Source organism: Brachybacterium paraconglomeratum (genome assembly GCF_039541415.1).
In the GTDB taxonomy this organism is placed as follows: Bacteria; Actinomycetota; Actinomycetes; order Actinomycetales; family Dermabacteraceae; genus Brachybacterium; species Brachybacterium paraconglomeratum_A.
The window spans coordinates 281,728-306,940 of record NZ_BAABGE010000002.1; the positions used below are offsets into that span (position 1 = coordinate 281,728).

The 25,213-nt window shown below is 70.3% G+C and carries 20 protein-coding genes and 1 pseudogene; 10 read left to right on the forward strand and 11 right to left on the reverse strand.

Annotation, left to right across the window (positions count from 1 at the left end; translation table 11 throughout):
* Window positions 1-75: 75 nt before the first annotated feature.
* The gene (locus ABD893_RS01240) at window positions 76-987 is read right to left on the reverse strand and encodes a hypothetical protein (protein WP_345075685.1); all 912 of its coding nucleotides are present in this window, start codon (window positions 985-987) and stop codon (window positions 76-78) included.
* Between the two features lie 280 nt (window positions 988-1,267).
* On the opposite strand from ABD893_RS01240, the gene ABD893_RS01245 reads away from it, so the two are divergent.
* The gene (locus ABD893_RS01245; RefSeq protein ID WP_345075686.1) at window positions 1,268-2,248 is read left to right on the forward strand and encodes a hypothetical protein; all 981 of its coding nucleotides are present in this window, start codon (window positions 1,268-1,270) and stop codon (window positions 2,246-2,248) included.
* Window positions 2,249-2,330: 82 nt separating this feature from the next.
* Here ABD893_RS01245 and ABD893_RS01250 read toward each other — a convergent pair whose 3' ends face one another.
* The 4 genes from ABD893_RS01250 to ABD893_RS01265 all read right to left on the reverse strand — a co-directional run bounded on the left by ABD893_RS01250 (window position 2,331) and on the right by ABD893_RS01265 (window position 6,694).
* Entirely contained in the window at window positions 2,331-2,801 is a 471-nt protein-coding gene (locus ABD893_RS01250; RefSeq protein ID WP_345075687.1) for a hypothetical protein, read from the reverse strand.
* Entirely contained in the window at window positions 2,801-3,934 is a 1,134-nt protein-coding gene (locus ABD893_RS01255; protein ID WP_345075688.1) for a DUF6973 domain-containing protein, read from the reverse strand. Before ABD893_RS01255 ends, ABD893_RS01250 begins: the two co-directional genes overlap by 1 nt.
* 190 nt (window positions 3,935-4,124) lie before the next feature.
* A complete protein-coding gene (locus ABD893_RS01260; protein ID WP_345075690.1) occupies window positions 4,125-5,477 on the reverse strand; it encodes an acyl-CoA dehydrogenase family protein in 1,353 nt (450 codons plus the stop codon).
* Window positions 5,477-6,694 carry an acetyl-CoA C-acetyltransferase gene (locus ABD893_RS01265; protein WP_345075691.1) on the reverse strand — a complete coding sequence of 406 codons (1,218 nt, stop codon included), beginning with the start codon at window positions 6,692-6,694 and terminating at the stop codon, window positions 5,477-5,479. The genes ABD893_RS01260 and ABD893_RS01265 overlap by 1 nt, the downstream gene beginning before the upstream one ends.
* Before the next feature lie 256 nt (window positions 6,695-6,950).
* Here ABD893_RS01265 and ABD893_RS17110 point away from each other — a divergent pair.
* Window positions 6,951-7,352, forward strand: a pseudogene (locus ABD893_RS17110) (RsbRD N-terminal domain-containing protein); the annotation flags it as partial.
* A gap of 61 nt (window positions 7,353-7,413) precedes the next feature.
* Window positions 7,414-8,166: a PucR family transcriptional regulator gene (locus tag ABD893_RS01270; protein ID WP_345075692.1), complete on the forward strand. Its 753-nt coding sequence runs from the start codon at window positions 7,414-7,416 to the stop codon at window positions 8,164-8,166.
* A 113-nt stretch (window positions 8,167-8,279) separates the two neighbouring features.
* Here the strand turns inward: ABD893_RS01270 and ABD893_RS01275 are convergent, their stop codons facing one another.
* The 3 genes from ABD893_RS01275 to ABD893_RS01285 all read right to left on the reverse strand — a co-directional run bounded on the left by ABD893_RS01275 (window position 8,280) and on the right by ABD893_RS01285 (window position 16,459).
* Window positions 8,280-9,146, reverse strand: a complete 867-nt coding sequence (locus ABD893_RS01275) for a PRD domain-containing protein (protein WP_345075693.1) — start codon at window positions 9,144-9,146, stop codon at window positions 8,280-8,282.
* Window positions 9,147-9,345: 199 nt separating this feature from the next.
* Window positions 9,346-11,541, reverse strand: coding sequence for a glucose PTS transporter subunit IIA (locus ABD893_RS01280; protein WP_345075694.1), 2,196 nt, complete (start codon window positions 11,539-11,541; stop codon window positions 9,346-9,348).
* A 433-nt stretch (window positions 11,542-11,974) separates the two neighbouring features.
* On the reverse strand, window positions 11,975-16,459 hold the full coding sequence (locus tag ABD893_RS01285; RefSeq protein WP_345075695.1) for a lamin tail domain-containing protein: 4,485 nt from the start codon (window positions 16,457-16,459) through the stop codon (window positions 11,975-11,977).
* A gap of 276 nt (window positions 16,460-16,735) precedes the next feature.
* On the opposite strand from ABD893_RS01285, the gene ABD893_RS01290 reads away from it, so the two are divergent.
* From ABD893_RS01290 to pdxH, 4 genes are all read left to right on the forward strand, one after another.
* A complete protein-coding gene (locus ABD893_RS01290; RefSeq protein WP_345075696.1) occupies window positions 16,736-17,071 on the forward strand; it encodes a hypothetical protein in 336 nt (111 codons plus the stop codon).
* 140 nt (window positions 17,072-17,211) lie between these two features.
* Complete coding sequence (locus ABD893_RS01295; protein WP_345075697.1) at window positions 17,212-17,772, forward strand: hypothetical protein; 561 nt, start codon at window positions 17,212-17,214, stop codon at window positions 17,770-17,772.
* On the forward strand, window positions 17,769-18,119 hold the full coding sequence (locus ABD893_RS01300) for a transcriptional regulator (RefSeq protein ID WP_345075698.1): 351 nt from the start codon (window positions 17,769-17,771) through the stop codon (window positions 18,117-18,119). The genes ABD893_RS01295 and ABD893_RS01300 overlap by 4 nt, the downstream gene beginning before the upstream one ends.
* 60 nt (window positions 18,120-18,179) lie before the next feature.
* A complete protein-coding gene (gene pdxH, locus ABD893_RS01305) occupies window positions 18,180-18,863 on the forward strand; it encodes a pyridoxamine 5'-phosphate oxidase (protein WP_345075699.1) in 684 nt (227 codons plus the stop codon).
* Between the two features lie 71 nt (window positions 18,864-18,934).
* On the opposite strand, the gene ABD893_RS01310 is transcribed toward pdxH, so the two are convergent.
* On the reverse strand, window positions 18,935-19,711 hold the full coding sequence (locus ABD893_RS01310) for an AAA family ATPase (RefSeq protein ID WP_345075701.1): 777 nt from the start codon (window positions 19,709-19,711) through the stop codon (window positions 18,935-18,937).
* A gap of 265 nt (window positions 19,712-19,976) precedes the next feature.
* Between ABD893_RS01310 and ABD893_RS01315 the strand changes: the two genes are divergently transcribed.
* Window positions 19,977-20,513, forward strand: a complete 537-nt coding sequence (locus tag ABD893_RS01315; RefSeq protein ID WP_345075702.1) for an SRPBCC family protein — start codon at window positions 19,977-19,979, stop codon at window positions 20,511-20,513.
* Window positions 20,514-20,534: 21 nt separating this feature from the next.
* Here ABD893_RS01315 and ABD893_RS01320 read toward each other — a convergent pair whose 3' ends face one another.
* Both ABD893_RS01320 and ABD893_RS01325 read right to left on the reverse strand, forming a co-directional pair.
* A complete protein-coding gene (locus tag ABD893_RS01320; RefSeq protein ID WP_345075703.1) occupies window positions 20,535-21,419 on the reverse strand; it encodes a GH25 family lysozyme in 885 nt (294 codons plus the stop codon).
* Between the two features lie 122 nt (window positions 21,420-21,541).
* On the reverse strand, window positions 21,542-22,279 hold the full coding sequence (locus tag ABD893_RS01325) for a glutamine amidotransferase (RefSeq protein ID WP_345075705.1): 738 nt from the start codon (window positions 22,277-22,279) through the stop codon (window positions 21,542-21,544).
* A gap of 79 nt (window positions 22,280-22,358) precedes the next feature.
* Here ABD893_RS01325 and ABD893_RS01330 point away from each other — a divergent pair, with 79 nt between their 5' ends.
* Window positions 22,359-23,990, forward strand: coding sequence for a serine hydrolase domain-containing protein (locus ABD893_RS01330; RefSeq protein ID WP_345075706.1), 1,632 nt, complete (start codon window positions 22,359-22,361; stop codon window positions 23,988-23,990).
* Window positions 23,987-25,135: an aminoglycoside phosphotransferase family protein gene (locus tag ABD893_RS01335; protein WP_345075707.1), complete on the forward strand. Its 1,149-nt coding sequence runs from the start codon at window positions 23,987-23,989 to the stop codon at window positions 25,133-25,135. The genes ABD893_RS01330 and ABD893_RS01335 overlap by 4 nt, the downstream gene beginning before the upstream one ends.
* The last annotated feature ends 78 nt before the right edge of the window (window positions 25,136-25,213 follow it).

Below are 25,213 nucleotides of genomic sequence, written 5' to 3' on the forward strand. Positions count from 1 at the left end.
GACAGAGGGTGCAGCAACCATGGGCAGGACTCCCCGGGAGTCCTGCCCATGCATCCCTGTCCTGTCCTGCCCAGCTCAGCCCTGCGGGAGCCGGGTGAACAGGTAGGCGGCGCGGTCGCCGTCGTAGCCGTTCTGCGCGGTGGCGTACCAGATGCCATCGCCGCCGCCGTCCGGGGTGCCGGTCACCTCGCACAGTCCGTGCTCACCGCCGTCGGTCACCTCGCAGGTGATCGCGAGCTCCGGCGGCACGTCACCGTCGTTGCGATCCCCCATCATGACGGCGCTCATCGCGGCGCCGGCGAGATCCTCGTCGGTGACACCGGCGATGTCACCCTCGATGGCCTGCAGGCCCAGCTGGGCTCCGGGGGCCACGGTGTAGTCCGGCATGCTCTGGTCGGTGACCTCGTAGAGCAGCGCGGTGTTCCCGAAGCCGGTGGGCACCATGTGCACCAGTGCATACACCGTGGCGCCGTCAGCGGCGGTGAAGGTGCAGCTCGCGACCTCCCCGTCGAGCACTGCATCACCTTCGCACTGCGGGTCGCTCCCCGCGAGGAACTCGCCGTTCTCCATCTGCTCGGCGCTGCGCGTCGTGACCGCCGGACCCGTGTTGAAGTGCTGCATCGCCAGATAGCTGACGGCGCCGGTGGTGGTCAGCGTCTCCGTGGAGAGGGTGCCGGCCCAGCCTGAAGGGAGCTCCACCGGGGACGACGCTGGGCTCGCCTCGTCGGAGCCGTCGCTCTGGTCATTCTGATCCCCCTGGTCGTTCTGGTCGCCGGAGTCCGCGACAGCGTGCACATCGGCCGGCGCGTCGGCGGGCGCTTCCGCCGGCGCATCGGGGGCCTGGGCGGCGGTTCCCGCTCCGTCCTGGTCAGCGGCGCTGCTGGCCGGGGCTGGGCCCCCGCTGCACCCGGCAGCCAGAGCTGCGACAGCACCGATCGCGAAGAGTGCCGCCCCGTGGCGTCTGATCCTGGTGGTAGTGGTGCTCATGAGTCGTTCCTTCCCCTGATTCCCCTGGAGTACGGCCGACGACAGTGCCGAAGATCCGTGCTCCGCGACCATCACCCGATGACCACAAACATGACTTTACGATCTCTTGACCATACTACGCATCGGTCATTACGGAATCTCCTCATTTATCTTCGATTCCCGGATCCTGCGGCAGGCACGACGAGACCGGTCAGCAGAGGACTCGGCGGGCCTCCGCTGACGCCATCGCACTACTCTGTGTTCTCGAGCCCGCGAGGGCGTCCACTGTGAAGGGACCACGATGCGGAGCACTCCCTGGATGCGGCGCGCGGCCACAGTCTTCGCGATCTCGCTGGTCCTGGGCGCCTGCACCCTGCCGCCCCCGGAGACGGAAACCTCCGGGACCCCGAGCAGCTCGAGCAGCCCCGGGTCGTCGGACGGCGGGGGCAGCTCGGATGACGGCGGCGCAGACGATGGCGGCTCGGACGGGGAGGGCACCACAGACAGTTCCGGCGTCGCGCTGTCGCCGAGCGACGTGCTCACCATCGCGAGCCCGAGCATGTCGCCCAAGGGGACCTACGGCACGGCACGGGTCGAGGCCACCGAGGACACCATCACCAGCAGCTTCACCCTCAAGGATGGCACCCAGATCTATTCCGTCCCCCGGATGCTGCGGGGATCGGAGCGCGTACAGATCGAGCGGGCCGTGCAGGACTACGTGAACTGGATCGAGGAGGGCGGCACCTCGAGCTGCCCCCATTCCGTCCCGTCCACGGTCACGATCTCCGGCTCCCTGACCCATGAGTCCTCCGCGGTGGGCTGCGAGACCGGGACCCCTCTCTGGTCGCTCGAGGAGCTGACTCGCGACATCCGGGATACGGCCGTCGGCGAGCTGGCCCATCCCTTCGACACGTGGACGATCGAGATCATGCCTTGGGGAGCTGACGGCCCCGACCGGTCCGTGCCCGCGGAGCGCTATACCCTGCTCGACTCCGGGCACGAGGATGAGATGTCCCTCCGGGCGGAGAACGCGACGACAGGGTGGGGGAAGCACCTCGCACCCGGGACGGAGCCCGGCGCGATGACTTTCACCCCCGGCGGGACCGGCGAGGCGCTGACCGCGCTCAACACCGCGCTCCTGGCCGACGATCTGGGCGGCTGCCAGGAGCCGACAGCGCAGGTCACGATCATCAAGTCCGGGTCACCGGGCCTGATCTGGACTCCTCGTCTCTGCCCGGGCCAGGACCTGGTGACCGTGACGGAGATGCTGCGCGGGCTGTGACCGAAGGCGTTCTCGGAGCGCGCGACGCGGAGCGCTGCCCTTCCCCAGATACTCGGCCCAGCCCCCTCTCCCCCGGACCCCGCTAGTCCTCGAGGGTGACAAGCTGCCGATCACCGAGCGCGACGATCCGTACCTCAGGCCCGAAGGCAGCGTTCTGGACCTCGTGCTCGAACACGTCGGAGGAGATCATCGCAGCCAGCGTGGCACGGCCTCCGGTCCGGAACAGGAACAGCTGTGCGGAGGACTGGTAGTACTTCCCGCCCAGCAGCTCTCCCCCGGCCGCTTCGTTGACTCGGCCCGCCGGGGTGCCCTCGGGGAACACCAGGAGGTCATCGAACTCGATGCCGACGATGTCGGACAGCACGCGCTCGCCCCCGTCCTTCCACAGTGTGACGATCACGTCGTCGATCTCTCGTCCTGACGTCAGCTCCATCGGACCTGCCTCCTCGTCGTCGTGCTCAGGCGTCCTGGTCCCGCACGCCGCCATGCCCAGCACCGCGAGGGTGAGGAAAGTGCGACGCACGAGGGAACGCGCCGCGGTCGGCGGGCGCATCAACTCGTCTGCCTCTCCTGCGGATGACCGGGCATCGGCGCCGCGCCCGGGTCGGGGTGACCCGCCTCATCCGGCGTGATCGAGTTCGAGGGCACCAGGCGCCCCGACTTATCGATCACCACCATTTCGCCGTTCGCTACGGACTGCTCGACGAGGTCTGTGAGCTGCCCGTTCGTCGCGAAGGGATGCTCGCGCGCAATCCGGCGCCCGACCTCATTGTTATGCAGATCCATCGCCTCACGCGCCGGATCGTTGCCCTCGATCCGCTCGTGGCCGGTCCAGAAGTCCGTGGCCCAGTCGTCGCCGAAGAGGCGGGCGTTCCTCGCGTTGATGTACGCGTGCCGGAAGGCGTCGGCCTGGTCGTCGTTGAATGGAGCATCACCAGGATGGGGATCGTTGCCGTTCTCATCGCCGTAGCGCGCGGCGACCTCCTCGAACGCCTGGTCCTTCACATCGTTGAAGATCTTCATCTCCAGCGGGTCGAGGTCGTCGAGCAGCTCGGCCTCCGTCTCCGTGACCTCCATGGGATCCGGGATGCTCACGCCCGCCTTCTCGGCGAGCCAGCGCTTGTACCCGGTGAGCTCCCACATCGTGGTCTCGTCGTCCTCGACCTGGTACTCCTTGTAGATCCTGTCCGCATCCTCCTGGGTGAGGCTGTGGTCGGTCTGCTTTCCTGTCGGCGAGGACCCGTCGTCACCGTTGTCGTTCCCGAGGCCGTCATCGCCATCAGGGTCCTCGGAGACGAAGCCCGCTGCGAGGCCCGGAGCGAACCCGGCGCCGAGGCCACCGAAGCCGAGGGCGCCGAGGCCAGCGGTTCCGAGACGCGCCCCCACCACGGCACCCGGCCCGAGACCGCCGTCGCCCCCCGCGGAGCTGGCGCCGTCCTGCTCGTCGGCGTGGGTTTCGAGTTCGCGCGAGCGCGACCCGAGGTCGGCGAGGATCCGGTCCGCGTCGTGCAGGACACCGCTCTGCCACGTGCTGCGCAGCTGGTCCGCGTCCTCCCCGCGCCACATCGATTCATCCATCACCCGCGGCGTGATCTCGGCGAGCAGCTGAGCGATCGCGGAGCCCCCACGCGAGAACGCGTCTGCGCACGTCCGCACCGCGTCCGTGTCCTGCCCGAGAAAGCTCATCCCTGCCCCTGCTCTCCGTGCCTGATGTCACGGTCACGACCCCTCGTCCCCTGGAGCCCGCATGATGCAGGATCGCCGGGCCCTGCGGGACGCCGACGCTATCAACGCCCCGTCGGCACGGCGATGGGGACAACTCCCCATGCCGCACCGACGAGGCGTCGGCGCATCGCGCAGAGCGCGGCGTGGGCGCTCAGGCGAAGGCGCTGACCCCCGTGATCGAGCGGCCGACGATGAGCGACTGCATCGTGTCGGTGCCCTCGTAGGTGTGCAGGGCCTCGATGTCGCTGCGGTGGCGCACCACGCGGTTCTCGAGCAGGATCCCGGAGCCGCCCAGCATGTCGCGGGCGTCGGAGGCGATCTCGCGGGCGGCACGGGTGTTGTGCACCTTGGCGAGCGAGGCCTGCTCGGGGCGGATCGTGCCGGCGGCTTCGAGCTCGGCGAGCCGCACGCAGTGCAGCTGCATCGAGGTGAGGGTCTGCAGCATCGAGGCCAGGCGCACCTGGATGTGCTGAGCCTTGGCGAGCGGCCGACCGAACTGGATGCGCTTCTGGGCGTGCTCGAGCGCGGACTCGTAGCAGGCCAGGGCGTGGCCGAGCGCGCCCCAGGCGACCCCTGCCCGGGTCGCGAACAGGACTTTGGAGGTGTCCTTGAAAGAGCGGGCGCCGGGCAGGCGCCGATCCAGCGGGATCCGCACGTCGGTCATGGTGATGTGGGCCTGGTGGATCGCGCGCAGGGCGACCTTGCCGCGGATCACCTCGGCCTCGTAGCCGGGCAGCGACTGGTCCACGAGGAAGCCGCTGACCTGTCCGTGCAGCTTCTCGTCGGCGGGATCGTCGACCCGCGCCCACACCACCGACAGGTCGCAGCCGGCGCCGTTGCCGATCCAGCGCTTCTGACCGGTCAGCACCCAGTTCTCGCCGTCGCGGCGGGCGACGGTCTCGAGGGAGACGGAGTCCGAGCCGTGATCCGGCTCGGTGAGGGCGAAGGCGGCATGCTCCGTGCCAGTGGCGAGCGGCTCGGCCCAGCGCTGCTTCTGCTCCTCGGAGCCCAGCAGCATGATCGAGCGCAGCGCGAGCCCGCCCTGGACACCGACCATGGTGCCGACGCTCCCGTCGATGCGGGAGAGCTCCATGTTCACCAGGCCCGTCGCGAGCGGGGAGAGGGTGCGGTGGCCGGGGACGTCGAGGCCGTCGGTGAGCAGGTCCAGCTCGCCGAGCCGGGCGATCAGCTCGATGGGGTACTCGCCGCGGTCCCACCAGTCGTTGATCCTCGGGAGCACCTCGGCGGCGAGCGAGCGGGCGTCCGCCCAGGCCCTCAGGTCCTCGCCGGAGACGTCCTGGAAGAGGGAGTAGTGGTCCGCGGCGGCGGGCAGCAGCTCGGCGGGCGTCGCGGCGGCAGGGTCGGGCGCAGAGACCACGGCGCGGTCCGTGACCACGGAGTCGCGGCCGTCCTCCTCGGAGGGGCCGGGGTTGCCGCCGAGGGAGATGTGGCCGGGAGCCGGAGCATCCCAGGAAGTGCTGCCGGGGTTGTTCATGCTGGTCATCAGTTCATCCTCTCGATGATGAGGGCCATGCCCTGGCCGCCGCCGACGCACAGGGTCGCCAGGCCGTAGCGGCCCTCGCGCTCCTGCAGACCGTGGAGCAGGGTGGTGGTCATGCGGGCGCCGGTGGAGCCCCAGGGGTGGCCGAGCGCGATCGCTCCGCCGTGGACGTTGAGCTTGTCGTGGTCGATGCCGAGGTCCTCGGCGGCGGGGAGCACCTGGGCGGCGAAGGCCTCGTTGAACTCGACCAGGTCGATGTCCTCGATGGTCAGCTCGGCGAGCGCGAGCGCCTTGCGGGTCGCCTCCACCGGGCCGAGGCCCATGATCTCGGGGCTGAGGCCGGAGACGCCGGTGGCGACCACGCGGGCGAGCGGGGTGATGCCCAGCTCCTTCGCGTACTCCGCTTCCATGACGATCAGCGCCGCGGCACCGTCGTTCAGCGGGCAGCAGTTGCCGGCGGTGACGGTGCCTTCGGGACGGAAGACGGGGTCCAGGCCGCCGACGGCCTCGAGGGTGACACCGGCGCGCGGCGAATCATCGGCGCTGACCACGGTGCCGTCGGGCAGGGTGACCGGGGTGATGTCGCGCTGGTAGAAGCCGGAGGCGATCGCGGCCTCGGCCCGGTTCTGGGAGCGGACGGCGTACTCGTCCTGGGCGACGCGGGAGACGCCCCGCAGCTCGGCGACGTTCTCGGCGGTCTGGCCCATGGCGATATAGGCGTCGGGCAGATCGCCGTCTTCACGCGGATCGTGCCAGGGGGCGGGGATCTCGCGGCTCGCGCGCTTCTCGGTGCGCTCCCAGGCCTGCTGGAACAGCGGGTCTCGTGCGTCCTCCTCCATGAGTTTTCCGGAGCTTGCGGAGATCGACTCGACGCCGGCGGAGATCACGGCGCGGGCCTCGCCGGAGGCGATCGCGTGGAAGGCGGCACGGGTGGTCTGGATCGAGGAGGCGCAGAAGCGGGTGACGGTCGCCCCAGGCACGGTGTCCAGGCCGAGGCGGACGGCGACGGTGCGGGCCAGGTTCCCGCCCTGCTGCCCCTCGGGGATCGCGCAGCCCAGCTGCAGGTCATCGATCGTGGTGGGGTCGAGCTGCGGGACCTGGTCGAGTGCGGCCTGGATCATCTGGCCGACGAGGTCGTCGGGGCGGATGTCCTTGAGCGACCCTTTGCGGGCGCGGCCGATGGGCGAGCGGGCGGTGGCGACGATGACTGCCTCGGGCACGAGGGTTCTCCTTCGACGGCGATGTCTGGGGCGGTTGCTGGCCGGGGTCGGCAAGATGCACGATACCCGGAGTTCCCGATACTACGGGTTGCAGATACCTCGGGGGAAGTCGGACGACTCGGTCGCTAGGCTGACGTCATGGCTCAGCCCCGCTCCCGCACTCCGTGAAGCCCTGCGGGGCCCTGCCGGGCTCGCCCCACCGAGGACGAGGAATCCCATGACCACTCCGCCGGCCGTCAGCGCGGCTCTGCGCAGGATGCTCGACGCCCTCGAGGGCGATGCGACGCTGGCGCCCGAGACCTCGTCCGCGATCCGGGAGACGCTGCCCGGCTACGGAGAGGTGTCCGGCGGCTCGTTGGACGCGTCGATCCACCGCAACATCGCCCTGAGCATCCGCACGATCCGGGAGGGACATTCACCAAGGGCCGAGCACATCGACGAGGCGGAGGAGCTCGCCCTCGAGAGGATGGGGCAGGGGGTGCCGCTGGGCAGCGTGCTGGCCGGTTTCCGGCTGTGCATGACGGTGATCCTGGGACGTCTGCAGCGGCTCGCCCCCGAGCATGGGCTGCCCGCCGAGGAGGTGCTCGATGCGGCGAACCTGCTGTGGTCCCTCGGGGATGCCTTCTCCAGTCGGGCCGTCATCGCCCACCAGGAGCGCAGCATCGCCCAGGCCGTCGCCGACTCGGGCCCGGCGCTCCCGCTGGCTGATCGATACGGTGATGACCGGCCTGCCGCGCACCGAGCTGCTGAGCGGCGCCGCCGCCTACGGCGTGGCCGGCGACCAGCCGGTGCGCGCCCTCATCGCCACCGCCCACAGCGCTCGCCAGGACAGCGGCCGACGGCTCCAGGACTGGGCCTCCCGCGCAGGGGCCACGGTGCTGAGCACCCCGCACGGGGATGCCGAGATCGGTCTCGTGCTCGGTGAGCCCGTCCCCGGGCCCGATCCCGGCCCCGACGGCGTGACCATCGCGCTGGGCCCGCCCGGCACGCTCGAGCAGCTGCCGGAGTCCTTCGCCGCGGCGAGCCGGGTGGAGGCAGCCGCGATGAGGGTCGGGCATCGCGGCATCGCCGACCTGGAGACGCTCTCCTGGCGGATGGCGATCACCGCCAGCCCTGAGACCACTGCACTGCTGCGAGCTCGCCATCTGGAGCCGCTGCAGGCGGAGGGGGAGTTCGGACAGCTGCTGCAGGAGACGGTGCGTGCCTATCTGGCACAACGGATGAGCATCCCCCGCGCCGCCGAGTCGATCCCGGTCCACGTGAACACCCTGCGCTACCGGCTGCGCCGGTTCCAGGAGCTGACCGGCGCGGACCTCCATGATCCGGAGGATCTGATCGAGGTGAGCTGGGCCCTGGCCGCGGAGCCTCCGCACGGGGTGCCCACCGGGCCGACGGCCGGACCGTCCGCCGGGGCACCCACCGGTTCGTCAGTCGGACTGCCCGCTGGGGCACCCACCGGTTCGTCAGCCTGACCTACCGTCGTCGGGGACGGCGCCTAGCCCCTGTCGGCATCAGCGCCAGCACCGGCGCCGACGCCCGCGCGTGCATCCGCCGATGCGGGCGCGTGCATCGTCAGCTGTCGCGGTCAGCTGTCGCGGTCCGTCGTCGCGGCGGCCTCGGCTTCCATCGTCATCCGGGCCACGTGCAGGGCGAGGTAGGCGATCTCGTCGTAGGAGAGGGCGTCCCCCATCCGCAGTCGCACGATGACTGCGAGCTGCTCGGCGGTGCGGGCCGCCTCGGGATAGGCCTCGCGGATGGTGCGGCTGATCAGGGACTGCTCGCCGTCGAGCTGACGGTGCTGCTGGATGCGCACGAACATATAGCGCACGTGGGTGATGAAGCGGGCGGCGGCCATCGAGTGGCGATCCACGACGATCCCGAACCGCTCCCCCACGATCGCGAGCATCTGCTGGATGACACCGGTCATGGTGTAGGTGAAGGACAGGTCTCCGGTCGCGAAGCCGGCGTTGACCAGGTGCAGTGCAAGAGCTGTCGCCTCATGCTCGGGTAGCGCCGGATCCACCTGGCGGTTGATCTCGACGAGCAGCCGGCGAGCCTTGTCGTACTCCTCGGCGTAGAGGGTCTGGACCTCGGCCTGCAGCGGATACTCGATCTCGATTCCCTGACGCAGCCGCTCGAGCGCGCCGGAGATGTGATCGGCCACGGCGATGGCGAGGGTGGGGCGGTGGGATTCGCGATCCTCGATGCCCGTCTCCCGCAGCGCGATGACGACGGCCCGCAGGATCTCCTGATCGATCATCGCGAAGGCCTCGGCGAGATGGTCGGGATCCCGCCCGTCGGCCGGGACGAAGACCTGCACGATCTTCTCGGGATCGACGTCCTGGCCGGGCTGCGCGCGGAAACCGATGCCGCGCCCGGTGAGGATCACGCCCTGACCGTCCTCGTCGCGGGAGAGCACGACATTGTTGTTGAGGACCCTGAGCACCTTCATCGGCACAGCACCTCTCCTCTCAGCCCTCGTCGTCGAGGGCACCCGCACCACCTGCCAGCCTCGGCTGTCGGCCGATCGGCGGCCAATCAGCGGCCAATCGGCGACGCAGCGGCGACGCATCGGCGACCAGTCTGCGGCCATTCAGCGGCGTGGTGCGCGCACCCTCTGCACAGGAGGGTACGCGCACCGGACCAGCGGCTCAGCGGCGCGCGATGACCACTGTGTCGCCCGCCATGACGTCCGCTGCAGGTGCGGGGTCGACCGCAGCGAAGGTCTTGGTGTTCGGAACGGTCAGCAGCGTGATCGAGTCATATCCGGCAGCGCGGATCGCCTCGAGGTCGACCACGGCCAGCAGGTCGCCGGCACGGACCTTCTGCCCCTGTTCGACGCGGACGTCGAAGCCCTCACCGTCCATCTTCACGGTGTCGATGCCGACGTGGACCAGCACCTCTGCGCCGCCGTTGGCCAGCAGGCCGAAGGCGTGACCGGTGGTGGCGACGGTGGCCAGCAGGCCGTCCGCCGGGGCGAGGATCCGCCCGTCGGCCGGGACGATGCCGACCCCTTCACCGAGGGCCTTCGAGGCGAACACCGGGTCGGCGACCTCGCTGAGCGGGACCAGGCGTCCGGCCACCGGGGCTGTGAGCACCACGTCGCCGGCGCCGGGTGCGGCCGGAGCGGGCGCTGCGGGGGTGGCAGCGTCGGGGTTGGCAGCGTCGGGGATCCCGGGCTGGGTGGACGCATCGGCCGACGAGGAGCCGGTCGCAGCAGCACCGGTCACACCGGCGGCGGCGCCGCCCGCCGCAGCGGGGGCGCCGACGGCAACGAGCTCACACTCTTCGGCGGGAGCAGCAACCTCGGCGGTGCGGGATGCAGCGGCCGGCGCGGCGGCGGCCTCGTCGGCGTCACGCTGGGCGTTCGCCTCGGCGCGCTGCTCGGCGGTTCGGTAGTCGGAGAAGTAGACCAGGACCATGGCGACCGCGAAGGCGATGACGATCGCGATGACATAGGTGAGCATCGGGTCGAAGACGGGGATGGTCAGCAGCGAGGTGAAGGCGAACACGGAGGTGTTCACGCCGCCGAGCAGGCCCACGGTCAGACCGCCGGCGAGGCAGCCCACCAGCATGCGCGGGTAGATGCGCTTGAAGCGCAGGTGGATGCCGTACAGGGACGGCTCGGAGATGCCGCCGAACAGGCCCGCGGCGAGCGCACCGGTGGCGGTCTGGCGCATCTCGGATTCGCGGTGGCGGATCGAGAGCAGCAGCACCCCGGCGGTGGCGCCGAAGCAGGCGAAGTTCCAGGCGCCCATGGGGCCCTGGATGAAGTCGTAGCCGAGCGAGTTGATGTTCTGCAGCATGAGCGCGTTCAGCGGCCAGTGCAGGCCCAGCGGCACCAGGAACGGGTACAGCAGCGGGATGAAGATCGCGAAGACCAGCGGCGCGTTGCCGTTGAGCCAGGCCAGGCCCGCGCCGAGGCCGTTGCCGGCCCAGATGCCGAGGGGGCCGATCAGGAAGGCGGTCACCGGGATCATCACCAGCATCGCGAGGAAGGGCACGAACACCAGCTGCACGTTCGGCGGGAACACCTTCTGCAGGCCCTTGTAGACCAGCGCCAGCAGCGCGACCATCAGCAGCGGCACGAACACCTGGCCGCCGTAGTCGTTCAGCTGCATGGGCAGGCCGAACACCTGGGCGATGCACTGCTGGGTGCCCAGCAGCTCATTGGTGGTGCAGGTGACGCCGGGGGTGGTGCCGTCGAGCAGGCCCATGTAGTCCGGGGTCATCACCGCGGCCATCACGGCCGCGCCGACCCAGCCGTCGATCTGCAGCTTCTTCGCGGCGTTGAAGGCCACCATGATCGGCAGGAAGTAGAGCACCGAGCGCCACATCGCATCGACGAACACCCAGGTCGCGGACTTGTCCTCGGCACGGAAGTCGACCATGCCGAGTGCGTCGAGCACCGAGGCGATCGCGATGATCAGCGAGGCACCGAGCAGCACGCCCATCAGCGGGCGGAAGGAGTCCGAGAGGTACTCGAAGAAGCTGTCCAGCCAGGACCACTTCCCCTTCGCCTTGGAGCGGATGGCGGCTTTGACCTCGGCGTCGGACTGAGCGCGGGGCGTCCCGCCAGCGCTCATCGAGGGGAGGTTCATGATCTGGGAGTGGACCCCGGCGACGGCGCCGCCGATGACGACCTGGAAGCGGTCCCCGGACTGCGGCACGGTGCCCATCACGCCTGAGAGCGCATCGAGGCTCTCTCGGTCCACCTTCTCGCCGTCATGCAGCTGGAAGCGCAGACGGGTCGCACAGTGGGTGAGGCTCTCGATGTTCTCGGACCCACCGACGCCGCGGACGATGTCCTCGGCGATCGACGTGGTTCCTGATGCGGAGGTGCTCATGATGCGTCGTCGCATCCTTCCTGGTCGGTCTTCCCTGGTCAGTGTTCCTGGACTCGGTGGCCCGTCAGCGGCGGGTTCCGGGCAACAAAAAAGACCCGGGCCCCGCTGGGTGCGCTGGAGCGCACGAGCAGGTCCCAGGTCTTGCTCCCTCGTCAAGGACGGGGGATGACAATCCGGTGAACACGATGGTTCGGAGAGGAACGATAGCAGGCTTCTGCGGAGGCGCAAGCGGGCTGGGAGCCCTCACTCCGGTCAGCGCACCGTGGGCAGGGCTCCCCTGCGCCTCTCTCCGAGGCGGACGGGCCGGCCATCGAGGAGGCCGACGAGAGCCGCAGGCGGCCCGCCCTCCCGAGGGAGGACGGGCCGCCTGATTCAGCTGTGGCGAAAACCGGCGCCGCAGCGCCCGCGCCAGATCAGCTGGTCAGCCGTCCGCTCAGCCGGCGTGGTCCGGCTTTCCTGGCTTGCCGGCGTGGTCGGGCTTGCCGACGTGATCGGGCTTTCCTGGCTTGCCCGCATGATCGGGCTTGCCCGGCTTACCCGCATGGTCGGGCTTCCCCGGCTCCCCCGCGTGATCCGGCTTCCCCGGCTCCGTCGGCTTGCAGTCCGCCCCCTCCTCGGTGAGCGTCAGCTCCCGCACCTCGGTGCGGGCCACGCCGCCATGGGGGTCGGTGACCTGGGCGTACCAGGAGTGAGTGCCGGCGCCGAGCACGGCGGCGTCGGCGGAGACCGTCGTCCCGGACTCCGCTTCCTTGACCAGGGCGAACGCTTCGTCATCGAGCACCTCGGCGGTGAACTCCGTGGTGGTCAGCTCCTTCTCCTGCGGGGTGATGCCGAGCTGCTCGAAGGAGACCTCGAAGTCCTGATCCTCGGGGGTGAGGGTCGGATCGTCGCTCGAGTACTGCTCGAGGGAGGGCGAGTAGGTGCGCACCAGCATCCGCTGGCCCTCGTTGTCGAAGTGGAGCAGGCGCAGGAAGCCCTGGCCGCCCTCCGGCAGTCCCTGGTAGTCGAAGAGCATCTGGGTGACGTCGCGATCCGGGGTGCCGTCGCCGTCGTCATCGAAGGAATCCACACGCGTGTGGGCGTCGTGATAGTGCCCGCTCATCACCATGGACACGTTCGGGTTGGTGGCCACCACCTCATCCTGGATCTGCTGCGGGATAGGTCCGAGTCCGCCGGTGGTGAGCATGTACTCGTGCACGTTGAGGATCGCGGTGCGCTCGGGGTACTGCGCGAGCACCTCGTTCATCCAGGCGATCTCCTCATCCCCCGGGCCCCATCCCTGGGAGACCACGATGAAGTCGACGCCGCCGCTGCTGAACAGCGTGTAGCTGCCGCGGTTGTTCTCGTAGGAGCCGCCGTACCAGGGCTTGGCCTGGTAGCGGGCCTCACCGAAGTATTTCCCGTACTGCGAGTAGTCGCCCGCCATGCTGCCCACGTCGTGGTTTCCGGCGAGCACGTTGTACGGCAGCTCGGCGTCATCGAGCATCTGGTAGGCCGGGTCGGCGTTGGCCCACTGCGCCGGCTGGTCGAAGTTGTCGACGATGTCCCCGGTATGGAACAGGTACTGGAGGTTCAGGCTCTCCCGCTCCTCCAGCAGGAAGTTGTGGATGTTCAGCTGGTGCTCGTAGAACTCCTCGTTGTAGTACTGCGTGTCCGACTCCCAGGCGAGCGTGAAGTCGTAGTCGGAGCGGTCGGTCGCCTCCGGGTGGTGCGGCTCGACGGCGGAGTCCCGCGAGGAGAGGTCTGCTCCGGCCCAGCCCACGGAATGCTGGAGTACGGCGCGGACCTGCCCGTCGACCACATGCCCGGCGGCCGGCACCACTTCATCGAAGGCGACGGCGCCGTCCTCGGCGGCGAAGGCATGCGCGACCTCCACCAGCTCACCGGTGGCGGCCTCCTCGATCAGCAGGCGCACCCGGGCCCCCGGGTCGGCGGCCCCTTCCCAGGCCAGGCGCACCTCGGCGCCCTCCTCGGAGCCTTCCGGCACATCGACCGCGAACTCGTGGAACGGCAGTGCGTCCTCGGAGCCGGTGGCCTGCCCGGCGGCGAGCTCCTGGCCGGAGCGCTCTGCAGTGTCCGCATCGCGCACCTCGCCGGAGGTGCCCTGCACCGTTCCCTCGCTCAGAGACGCGCTGGTCCCGGAGCGGAAGGAGACGTCCATCAGGTCTCCGGAGGGATCGGTGATCTCGACCTCGACCTGCGGGTCTGCACAGATGGGGGCCGTGGCGCCGTCCGCGGTGAGCGCCGTGGCGGTGGGGTTCTCCTCCGGGGTGGTGAAGGTGAGGGTCTTGGTGGCCTCGTTGCCGAGCTCGTCGACCGCAGTGATCTTCAGGACGTGCTCGCCGGGCTCCAGAGTCAGGGAGGAGACGTCCTGAGGGAGGCCGGCGTCCTCCCCGTCGAGGATGGCGGTCAACGAGGCGACCCCGCTGCCGGCGTCCTCGGCGGAGGCATCGAGGGAGAACTCGCCCTGGTAGGTGGCGCCGTCTTCGAGGGGGCTGGTGATCACTGGCGCGGTGTTGTCCACGAACACGGTGCGCTCGACCGTGTTCCCGGCACCATCGGTGCCGGTCAGCAGGTGTTCGCCGTCCTCGACGACGGTGGTGTCCCAGGTGACGGCTCGGGCGGTGAAGGCATCCTCGGGCAGCGTGAACGCCGCGTCGAGCAGGTCATGCTTGCCGGCGGAGTCGCCCATGTCGATGATCTCTGCGGGATCCGCGTGGTCGGCCGGTCGCAGGGTGCGGCCGTCGGGCAGGATCAGGCGCAGGTTGCGGACGGTGAAGTCGTCGTTGTTCTCGTTCTCGTCGATGCCGGGGTAGGCCTTGGTGCCCGCGGCGACGGTCACCACCAGCTGATCGCCCTGGACCACGTGCTGTAGCGGCACCTCGGTGTCCACGGTGACCCAGTTCCCGTAGAAGCCCTCGTCGAAGATCTCGATGACCTCGTCGCCCACCAGGATCCCGTTGCGGAAGAAGACGTCAGTCTGGCTGGCCTCCATCGCGAAGACGGGGGCGGATTCGAGCGCGGGCGCGGCGTCGGTGCGGGCCTGGCCGTCGATGCTCAGGACCGCATCGGCGGGGTGCTCGTCCCCGGCGACGGAGACAGCGGTGGCGCCGGAGACGAACTGGCCCTCGGCCAGGTTCATCCGCAGCGGTGCCGCATCCACGCCGGTCAGGCCCACGCGGGCGGTCTCGGTGCGGGTCTCCTGGGTGCCGTCGGAGGCGACCAGGTAGTACTCGTACCAGCGCTTGCCGGTGAGGTCCGCGGCCGGGATCGAGTAGTCGAAGCGGTCGCCGTCGGTGCGGCGCACGGTGTGGGCGGTGAAGTCCGCGCCGGCGCTCGAGCGCAGGTGGAGGGTGACGGTGCGGGCCTGCACGTCATCGGTGACCTGATGGCTGATGACAGCATCGGCCGACGGGTCGAGCTCGGCCGCGGTGAGGTCCGTGACCTGGGGCGCCTGGCCATCGGCCGGCACCTCGACCAGCTCGGCGGGCACCTGGGCGGGGTCGACCGCGCCGGGCGTGGCAGCGGCGGTGGTGGTCAGGGTGCCGCGGGAGAAGTCGGGCACTTCGCCGTCGGCCGCTCCTCCGGTGCGGTACTGGATGCCCTGATCGGCGACGGTGTCGTCGGCGCCGGAGAGGTTGTAGAAGGTGCGGTGGACGCTGTCCCCGGCGCGGGTGATCAGCTCCAGTCCGCGGCCGCTGCCGTTGGCCATGCCGCCGGTGAAGGTCTCCACGAGGTTCAGGGCGGCGGGTTCCACGCCGTAATGCTTCGCGAAGTCCTCGCTGGTCAGCACATCGTTAGGGCCGTTCTTCACCCAGATGACGACGGTGCCGCCGGGGGCGACCGTGACATCGGCCGGGACCAGCGGCCAGTCGGCGGTGCTGGAGATGGCTTCGCCGTCGTTGGTGTAGAGGTAGCGCAGCTCGTAGTCGGCCAGCGAGATCGGCGCCGCGGTCGCGTTGTAGAGCTCGATGAACTCGTAGCCGTCGGACCCGCCGACATTGGTGCTGTCGGGGGTGACCTCGGTGATCTGGAGGTGGCCCACGAGCGAGTCCGCGGGCGGTGCCGACGGTGCCTCGGCGGGCTGCTCGTGCGTCTCCGGCTCCTCGGGAGTTTCCGGTTCCTCGGGCTCCTCCGGGTTCGGCGCGGTGAGCTGCGCAGGGTCGACCGCGCCCGGGGTGGGGGCGGCGGGACCGGCGAGCAGGGCGGCGGAGAGCTCACCCTCGGTCGCCGGGAGCTGGAAGTGGGCGCTCTGCCCTGCAGCGACGGACCCGGAGGGGTAGAAGCTGCGGGAGATCTCGGTGCCGGCGGGGTCGAGCACGCGCACGCCCCGGTTCCCGCCGTTGGCCATCCCGGCTTGCCCGGTCGCCCGGACCACCTGGGTCCCCTCGGCCGCGCCCCAGTGCGCCCGGAAATCCTCGACGGTACGGGCGAAGGAGTCGATGTTGCTCGCTTCGTAACTGAGCCACGCCACGAGGGAGGCTCCGGCGGCGAGCTCGACGGGCTGTTCGAGGGTCAGCGGCACGTCCCGACCGGTGTCGGAGTCGTCGGCGTAGAGGTAGGAGAGGCCGTGGCCGTCGGTCCCGCCGACGGTCATCGCGACGCTGGAGGTGTTCGTGATCTCGAAGAACTCGAACTCGTCATGCCCCTCGGTGTCGGGGGCGATCTCGGTGATCAGCAGCGGTGACGCCGCGGCAGTGGAACCCGGGGCCGCGGGGGCTGGCGCACCGGCGAGCGGGGCGGCGTGTGCTGCGGGGGTGGCCAGGCCGTGGACCGCTCCGGATCCGTCGAGCGGCAGAAGCGTCGGGCCGACGGCGAAGGCGGCGCCCGCCAGCAGGGCGACGGCGGCGCGACGGGCGTGCGCACCTCCTGTGCTGGCGGGCAGGGCGCGTGGGCGCGCCGTGAAGGCAGAGGGCATGAGGGGTCCGTTCCGGGTGGGGAGCGCGGGGCACGTGCTCCCCGCGGCGGTGGGAGCGCTCCCAGTAGTAGTCGTCCCGGAAGAAGGCGCGGTGACGAGAACATGTACCGCCCGACTCGGTTCGATAACGGTGTGACCGCTCCCCCGCTGCGCCGCCGCTCAGCACCAGGGCGACTCCGGTCGGGTGCGGGGCCAGCGGGAGATCCACCTGCGGGATGATGCGCTCGCCCTCCCCGGTGGACGCGCCGGCAGTAGGCCGCGACGGACAGTGGAGTCATGAGAAACGCAACCATCGCCACCAGCCGCACCCGAGTCACCGCTGAGGATCACCTCATCGACTACCGACCGCTGCCCGCCGCCTGGGGAGACGTCGCGTCGCTGCAGCAGGTGCGCGCCGCGAAGGCCCGCGCCGCCGCGCGCGGTCAGGATCCCAGCACGCTCGTGGTCACGGCCCCGCCCGCGCAGTCGGCGCCGCTCCCTGCTGCGACTCCGCTGGCGACTCTGCCTGCAACAACTCACCGCAGCCACCGGGGCCTGCTCTCCTCCCTGCTGCGCGAGCCCGGGGTGCATCGCCGCCCGCGCCACGGCCGCGGGCAGCTCGCGGCAGCCTGAACGGCTCTGCCGCCCGCGATGCGGTCACCCGCGGCGCCATCGCCCACGGTGTCGTCGTCCGCGGTGCGGTCCACCGCGATGCGCGGGCCGCTTCCGCCAATCACTTGACGAACCGTGAAGTGACTCCTAGAGTTTCCATTATGGAAAACGACTTGCCGCGACACGGCACCGACGGCGGCCCCGAGGACGGCACAGCTGACGGCGCTGCAGGCAGCTCCGAGAGCGCGCCTTCCGCCGCAGAAGCCCGCGCCGCGCTGGACGCCCTCGACACCGATTCCAGCCAGCTCGCCACGCGACTGGTCACGCCATGGTGGTATCACCCCATCCTCGGCGCCATGGTGGCCGGCGCCATCGGCGCCCAATCTCTGCCCGGGGTCAACTCCACGATCGTGATCGCGCTGATCATCATCTGGATACCCTTCCTGATCAAGGCCTACACCAGCCGATACAAGGTCTGGATGCCTGGGCCCGCCGGCCCCCGCAGCCGGCACATGATGGTGCTGCTCGTGGTGACGCTGATCGTGCTGATGGTCTCCGGGGTGCTGATGAAGATCGGCGGGCTCTCCCCGTGGTGGGTGCTGGTGCCCGCAGCGCTCGGCTTCCTCGCGACCGTGGGGCTGGGGCGCCGGTACGACGCCGCACTGCGCTCCGATCTCTCCTCCCCCTCGCCCACCTCATCGCCCGTGCAGTCGCAGCGATGAGCAGGGCTTCCGCTCCCCGTGCCGGGCAGGACCCCGCACCGGAATTCCACGAGCTCATCCACGCCCCGGTGCGCCTCCGGATCTGCGGAATGCTGCGGCCGATGAGCGAGGTCGAGTTCTCGGTGCTGCGCGACACCCTGCAGCTGAAGGACGCGAACCTCTCGAAGAACCTCAAGCTGCTGGCCGACGCAGAGCTGGTGAAGCTGCGCAAGGAGTTCTCACCCGTACGGGATGATGCCCGTCGGCTGACCTGGGTCTCGCTCACCGTGAATGGCCGCGCCGCCCTCGCCGGGCATCTGGCCGCACTGCGGGCCATCGCGGAAGGTGACCCCGCGATTTCGGGGTGATCAGTCCGCGCGGGTCGCAGCCGCGAGATGATGATGACCACCGAGGGACAGGAGACCCCGATGCCCGACCGTCCCGCCCTCCCCCAGCTCGCCGGCGAGCGCACCGACTATCTCGCCGGGTCGCTGCCCGATGACGCCCCGGCCGATCCGCTGGCTCTGTTCGATCTCTGGCTGGCGGAGGCCTTCGCCCGGCGGGAGGAGCACGGCGATCTGCCGGAGCCGTCGGCGGTGGTGCTCTCCACCGTGGCGCTCGACGCGGACGGAGCGCCCCGGCCGCGCTCCCGCACCGTGCTGCTGAAGGCGCACGACGCAGACGGCTTCGTCGTGTACACGAACCTGGACTCGGACAAGGGTCGTGAGGCCCGAGCCACGCCGCAGGCCGCACTGCTGCTGCCCTGGTATCCGCTGCAGCGGCAGGTGCGGATCGAAGGCAGCGTGGAGGAGGTCTCCGCCGCGGAATCCGATGCCTACTGGAACCAGCGCCCACGCGGCTCCCAGCTGGGCGCCTGGGCCTCCCACCAGTCCCGGTCGATCGCCTCCCGTGAGGGACTCGAGGCGCAGTACGGCGCCGCCGACGAGCGCTTCGCGGGGGAGCCGGTGCCGCGGCCGCCATTCTGGGGCGGTCTGCGAGTGCGCCCGCAGACCCTCGAGTTCTGGCAGGGCCGCCCGCATCGCGTCCACGACCGGATCCTCTACACCGTGGCGGCCGACGGCAGCTGGGAGCGCCACCGCCTGCAGCCCTGAGCCGCCGAGGCGTCCCGCCGGGTGCAGGTGCAGGTGCAGAGTCTGTGTTGCGGAGCTGTGTTGCGGGGCTGTCAGTCCAGGTGCCGCAGGAAGCGCTGCGGGGCGTCGAGGAAGCTGCGCCAGGTGCGCACCAGGGTGAGATCGTCGTAGTCGGTGCGGCGCAGGCCCCACTCGCCGACCTCGTACAGCTCCGCTCCCGGCAGCGCGGCGAGCACCGGGGAGTGGGTGGACAGGAGGATCTGGGAGCCGTTCTCCACCAGATCTCGCAAGAGTCCGAGCAGGGCCAGACAGCCTGGCAGCGAGAGTGCGGATTCGGGCTCGTCCAGCAGCCAGAGGCCTCGGATGCGGGAGCGTTCGGCGACCAGCTCTAGGAAGGATTCTCCGTGGCTGCGCTCGTGCATCATTCCGCCCACCCCGATCTCCTCGTAGTAGGTGAACAGGGAGTGCATGGTCTCGGCCCGCAGGAAGAAGCCGGACTTCGGGGCGCCCGCACCGCGCACCAGCTGCAGATGCTCCGAGAGCGGTGACTCGGTGGTGCGGGTCGCGTGCATCGCCCCGGTGCCTCCGCCTTCGGGGTTCAGGCCGTAGGCACCGGCGATCGCCTCGACGAGGGTGGACTTGCCGGCTCCGTTGTCCCCGGTCAGCACCGTGATCTGCCCGAGCTCGAGCCCCTCGTCCAGAAGTTGGCGCACAGGCGCGAGGGTCACGGGCCAGATGTTCCGCTCGGCCGGGGCGAGGCGATGCTCACGGACGGCGCGCAGCGGGAGCAGCGGGCCGTCGAGGCCGCCATCACCCTCAGCGCCGCGGACGGCGCCGTGGCTGGGGCGGGCATCGTCGGGGGCTCTCATGGTCCCAGCATGCCTGCCCGGGGAGACAGTCCGCCTGACGGACACCGCCGGACGCGCGCCCGATCGGACACCGAACAGCCCAGCTCGCGGAACTGCTCTGCTCACGGAACTGCGCAGCTCGCGGAACTGCTCTGCTCACAGAACAGCACTGTTCACAGACCGATCTCACGTTCTGGGTGACATCCCGGCAACACCGCGGCGAACACCTGAGGACAGCTCGAGGATCCCTCTGTGCACACCCCGGAACCCGCCCTACGGTGGTGATATGCGCTCCGAGACCAGGCACTTCCCCGTCGGCCTCACCCCTGCCGGCATCGCCCACAGGGGCTTCACCCATGGGGGCTTCGACCACGGCGGCCCCAGCCACGTCGGCCTCACCCACGATTCCGGGTGGGAGCTGGCCGTTCGCCGCGCCCTGCCCGCGTCCGCAGAAGATGTCTGGCGCCGTCTGCTTGCCGAGTATCTTCCGCAGTGGCTCGGAGTCGAGTCGATTCCGCAGATGGTCGGTGCACCGATCCGCCACGAGGGCCGGGTCCGCGGCCGGGTGATCGGCTGTCATGTGGGCCGTCGGCTCCGCCTGCGCTGGACTCCTGCGGATCTCGACCACGAGACCGTCTTCCAGGTGACCCTGCAGGACTCGCCCGAGGATCCGCTCTGGGGCACCGTGATCGAGCTCCACCAGGAACGGCTGCTGGGTGCAGCCGAGCGTCAGTCGCTGCTCGAGCACTGGACCACGGTGCTCGACGCCCTGGTCAAGGACTACACCCGGGAGAGCGAACGCGCCCAGGAGCTGCAGGGCTGACCTGCTCTCACGCCCTGCCGCTCATCTCCCCTCCACGGCATGTTCGAGTGCGCCGCCGCCCTCCGGGATGGTGGCGTGGGTGCGCAGCACATCGATCCGGGCGACGTCGATGTCGACCCCACCGCTGATCCCGGCGACCGTCCCGTCGAAGCGCAGCTGCCAGACCGCCCAGTCCTCCTGGACCGGCCGCCGAGCTGCGGAGAAGAGCCAGTCCGGGCGGTTGTCCGTCACCGGCAGCTGGTAGTGCGTACGCCACTCCGAGGAGGAGTAGATGAGCAGGCGCCGACCCCAGGCCTCCTCGACCGCCGCGGTGAAGGCATCGATCTCGCTCTGCGCGTCCGCCGCCTCGGGACGCTCCGCGCAGGAGCCGTCGAACTCGAGGTCGAGCGCCGGCGGGAGGGCGGAGTCATCCGGCGGAGCGGCCGCCAGGAAGTCCGCGGCTTGATCAGCGCCGGGTGAGCACAGCGTGAAGTAGTGATAGGCGCCGGGGGTCAGGCCCGCCGCCCGTGCCCCGTCCCAGTTCTGGCGGAAGTGCGAGTCGGTGAACCCGGTGCCCTCGGTCGCCTTCACGTAGACGAAGCTGTAGCCATCCCCGGCGACCTGCGCCCAGTCGATGTCCCCCTGATGGCTGGAGACATCGATGCCCATCACCTCGTCGGGGGTGAGCTCTGCCCCGTCGGGAAGGTTCGTGAGGGCTGCGGCGTCCGCGGGCATGGAGTTCACGGACATCGCCGCATCATCAGCCTGGAAGGGCTTCGGCTCGGTGAGCGCCTGGTCCTTCTCGCCTCCGCGCAGGGCTCCGATCACCGAGGCGGTGCAACCGCCGATCACCAGCAGCAGCACGAGCACGACGGCGCCCGCGACGAGCTGTCGCCGTCGGATCTGCTCTGGTGTGAATCGAGGCACGGTCCGGACGGTACCGGAGCAAGCCCTGGGGAGCGGGGACGACGTGCCGCGCCCGGTTCTCCAGCCTGCTTCAACGGCTCAGCTCAGCCGCCCGGTGGAGCAGGACAGCTCAGCCGCCCGGCTCAGCGTGCGAACAGGGTCGCGAAGGCGCGCAGCAGCCGGGGCGGCTGATCGGCGACCTCGTGCCGCAGCGCGGTGAACACGTCCTCCATCTCATCCGGAGAGAAGTAGCCGTGCTCGCGATAGGCGCGGGCCCGCTCGATGATCGAGGGGATGTCGAGTTCGGGATGGAACTGGGTCGCGTACTGGCGCGTGCCCACCCGGAACATCTGCACCGGGGAGGTCTTCCCGGTGGCCAGCACGGTGGCGTGGGCGGGCAGCGTGTTCACGGCTTCCTTGTGGCCGACGAGTCCGGTGAAGGTCTGCGGCAGCTCCGCCTCGAGGATCAGCGGGTCCTGCTGACCTTCCGCGGTGAGCGTCACCTCGACGGCGCCGAGTGGCTCGCCGTTGAGCTTGTCGATCAGGGCACCCTGGTGGGTGCCGAGGGTGCCGATCCCGTAGCAGGCGCCGAGGAAGGGGATGTCCTCGGCGATCACCTGATCCAGGACCCGGAAGATCTCCTTCTCGGCCCGGACCTGCTCGGCGGACTTCGACTCCACCGGGTCGGAGACGGTGAAGGGGCTGCCGCACAGGATGATCCCTGAGATGTCCTCGGCGCGAAGGTCGGGGAAGGGGTCGCGATCCAGCCGGGCGAAGATCAGCTGGTCCTCGGTCAGTCCGGTGAAGTCGAGCACGGCGGCGCGCTCGGTGAGGGCGACGTCGTCCTCGGGGCGGGTGGCGATCTGCACGAACGGTTTCACGAGGGTGATGCTAACGGTCTCGGCGGGGAGGCCCTGGCCGTAGTCTGCTCGGGCGACCGCTGACCTCGAAGGAGACCCCATGCCCGACCCGTCCGCTGTGCCCGCGACACGGAGCACCTCGCCGCTTCCTCGTTCCGCCGTCGAGTCCGTCGCGGCGATGCTGCCCGAGTGGCTCGAGACCGTGCGTCACCTGCGCCGGCAGGCGGGATTCCAGGTCGCGATCTGGCATGACGGGCAGCTCGTCACGGAGGTGGCGGTCGGTGCGGCCGACGAACCGGCGGGGATCCCGCTGACCACCAGGCACCGGCTGCGCATCGCCTCGCACTCGAAGATGTTCACGGCGCTGACGATCATGCGCCTGCAGGAGCAGGGACGGCTGCGGCTGGATGACACCGTCGGCGACCACGTGCCCGAACTCGCCGACTCCCCTGTCGCGGACCGCACCCTGCGCGACCTGCTCTCGCACTCAGCGGGCCTGACCCGCGACTCCGACGATTCGCGCTGGTGGCGGCTCAGCACCCCGTTCGCCGATCGGGAACGGTTGCTGGAGATCGCCCGTACCGGTGCGGTGCGCGCCGAGCCGGGCCTGCATCTGCAGTACTCGAACATCGGCTACGGGCTGCTGGGGCTGGTCATCGAGGAGATCACCGGGACGAGCTTCGCTGAGGCGGTCACCGAGCTGGTGCTCACCCCGGTCGGCGTGGAGGAGATCGGCCCCGACCTCCCGGAGGGGGCTGCGGGGCCGGAGGCGGCCGACGGATTCGCGGTCGGTCACACCTCACTGCTGCACGGGCCCCGACGGGTGGTGGAGCAGATCAGCACCGGCGCCCTTGCTGCGGCGACGGGCTTCTGGGCCACCGCCGGAGCGATCGCGAGCGTCGCCGGGCAGGTGCTGACGACCGATGCGCTGCTGGAGCCGAGATCGCTGCGGGAGATGCGGCGTCGGGTCTGGACTCTGCGCGATGGCGGGCAGTACGGGCTGGGGCTGCAGCAGGGGCTGCTGCACGGCTTCACGGTGATCGGTCACTCCGGCGGGTTCCCGACGGGACTCTCCCGCACCTGGGCGGCACCGGCGGAAAGGCTGGCCGTGAGCGTGATCGGCACCTCGGTGGACTCCCCCAGCTCGGATATCGCCATCGGCATCCTCGGACTGCTGTCTCTCGCCGCGGGCCGCCCCGCACCGCAGGCGCAGGAGTGGGAACGCGCTGGGGCCCAGGGCGGCGCCTCCGATGGCCGGCCCCGGCCCCGCACGCTCGCGGAGCAGGAGGAGGACCGGCGGGGCGAGACGGGAGCTGGCGCGGGCGAGACGGGAGCTGGCGCGGGTGAGGGCAAGAACCTGGGAACGCTCTCCGCTGCCCGGGTCGCGCAGCTGGTCGCCGGCACGTACGACTCGCTCTGGGGACGGACCCGGCTGGTCGAGCTCGGTGGGCGGCTGTTCAGCCTGGACGAGTCGCTGACAGATCCCGCATCGGCCGCTCTCGAGCTATCGGTGCGCGGAGTGCGGTCCGATCCGATCGAGCCCGGAGTGGAGGTCGTCGAGCTCGCCACCTGGGGTGATACCGGATACGGGACGTGGGCCGAGCCGATCCTCGCTCGCCTGGCCGCAGAGGAGGGTGAAGGTTCGCTGCGCTGTACGGGTCTGGTGGTGACAGGTCAGGTCCAGACCCCCAGCGCCGAGTTCGTGATGCCCGAACGGATCCTCGCACCGTGACCGACCTCGTCGCGGGGCATCCTCTGCCGGCGAGGCTCGCGACGAGTGAGGACCCGGGGCTCGTCGCCTGGCGCGATCAGCTCCCGCAGCTGGTCCAGGGACTACTCGCCCGGTGGGAGCTGACGGCGTCCGCGCCGTTCTCCCCCGGTGGATCCAGTGCGTGGGTGGCGCCGGTGCGTGATGCCGACGGGGCGGAGCGGGTGCTGAAGGTCGCCTGGGCCCATGAGGAGTCCCGCGACGAGGCGGCCGGGATGGTGGCCTGGCAGGGACGGGGCGCGGCGCGGGTCCATCGCAGCGAGCAGCACGGCGAGACGGCCGCGCTGCTGCTGGACCGGGTGCATCCTGGGACACCGTTGGCTGAGCTGCTGACCTGGCCGGAGCGGGACGAGGTGATCGCAGCCGTGGCTCGTGGGCTGTGGGGGTCGCCGAGCGATCTGCTCCCGAACGAGGTGCTGCCGAACGAGCTGCCGCGCGGTGAGGTGGTGGGCAACGAGGCAGTGGGCAGCGAGGTGATGGGAACTGAGGTGATCGGCGCCGCCGCGACGCGGGGCTTCCGGCCGCTCAGCCAGATGTGCTCGCAGTGGGCCGACTCTGCGCAGCGTCGGGCCGAGGCCGGATTCTCCCCACTGCCCCGCGACCTGGTGGACCACGGCCTGGAACTGTTCCGTGAGCTGCCCGCGCAATGGGACGGGGATGACGTGCTGCTGGCGACCGATCTCCATCCGGGCAATGTTCTCGCCTCGGCAGACGGGCCACCCGCTGCCGATGGCACCGGCAATCGCAATCGCACCGGCGCTGGCGCTTTCGATGTCGATGTCGATGTCGATGTCGATGTCGATGTCGATGTCGATGTCGATGTCAGCGTTGATGGCGCTGTCGAGGTCGGGTCCGGGCGGCGCTGGGTGCTGATCGATCCCAAGCCGTATGTGGGCGATCCGCACTATGACGTGCTGCAGCACATGTTCAATGATCCGGATCGTCTGCGGGCTCAGCCCGGTCCTTTCGCTGATCGGATGGCGAGACTCGCCGGGCTGGACTCGCGCCGGGTGCGTCAGTGGCTGCTGGCTCGCTGCGTGCAGGAGGCTGGGGTGCTCGACGCTGCGGCGGAGGCGGCCCTGCTGCTCGCTGCCGACGGCGTCGAGTGACCGTCGACCGGGCGGGCTGGATGGCCTGTCCGATGGTCTGATCCGGCGCGGCAGATTCCGGCGCACCAAGTTCCGGCG

Bases quoted from the DNA above. Each gene is read 5' to 3' on its own strand.
- ABD893_RS01240 (WP_345075685.1), bottom strand. From the start codon at position 987: ATGAGCACCACTACCACCAGGATCAGACGCCACGGGGCGGCACTCTTC.
- ABD893_RS01270 (WP_345075692.1), top strand. From the start codon at position 7,414: ATGACCGGCCTGCCGCGCACCGAGCTGCTGAGCGGCGCCGCCGCCTAC.
- ABD893_RS01290 (WP_345075696.1), top strand. From the start codon at position 16,736: ATGAGAAACGCAACCATCGCCACCAGCCGCACCCGAGTCACCGCTGAG.
- pdxH (WP_345075699.1), top strand. From the start codon at position 18,180: ATGCCCGACCGTCCCGCCCTCCCCCAGCTCGCCGGCGAGCGCACCGAC.
- ABD893_RS01330 (WP_345075706.1), top strand. From the start codon at position 22,359: ATGCCCGACCCGTCCGCTGTGCCCGCGACACGGAGCACCTCGCCGCTT.
- ABD893_RS01280 (WP_345075694.1), bottom strand. From the start codon at position 11,541: ATGAGCACCTCCGCATCAGGAACCACGTCGATCGCCGAGGACATCGTC.
- ABD893_RS01245 (WP_345075686.1), top strand. From the start codon at position 1,268: ATGCGGAGCACTCCCTGGATGCGGCGCGCGGCCACAGTCTTCGCGATC.
- ABD893_RS01285 (WP_345075695.1), bottom strand. From the start codon at position 16,459: ATGCCCTCTGCCTTCACGGCGCGCCCACGCGCCCTGCCCGCCAGCACA.
- ABD893_RS01250 (WP_345075687.1), bottom strand. From the start codon at position 2,801: ATGCGCCCGCCGACCGCGGCGCGTTCCCTCGTGCGTCGCACTTTCCTC.
- ABD893_RS01315 (WP_345075702.1), top strand. From the start codon at position 19,977: ATGCGCTCCGAGACCAGGCACTTCCCCGTCGGCCTCACCCCTGCCGGC.
- ABD893_RS01295 (WP_345075697.1), top strand. From the start codon at position 17,212: ATGGAAAACGACTTGCCGCGACACGGCACCGACGGCGGCCCCGAGGAC.
- ABD893_RS01255 (WP_345075688.1), bottom strand. From the start codon at position 3,934: ATGAGCTTTCTCGGGCAGGACACGGACGCGGTGCGGACGTGCGCAGAC.
- ABD893_RS01310 (WP_345075701.1), bottom strand. From the start codon at position 19,711: ATGAGAGCCCCCGACGATGCCCGCCCCAGCCACGGCGCCGTCCGCGGC.
- ABD893_RS01260 (WP_345075690.1), bottom strand. From the start codon at position 5,477: ATGACCAGCATGAACAACCCCGGCAGCACTTCCTGGGATGCTCCGGCT.
- ABD893_RS01275 (WP_345075693.1), bottom strand. From the start codon at position 9,146: ATGAAGGTGCTCAGGGTCCTCAACAACAATGTCGTGCTCTCCCGCGAC.
- ABD893_RS01300 (WP_345075698.1), top strand. From the start codon at position 17,769: ATGAGCAGGGCTTCCGCTCCCCGTGCCGGGCAGGACCCCGCACCGGAA.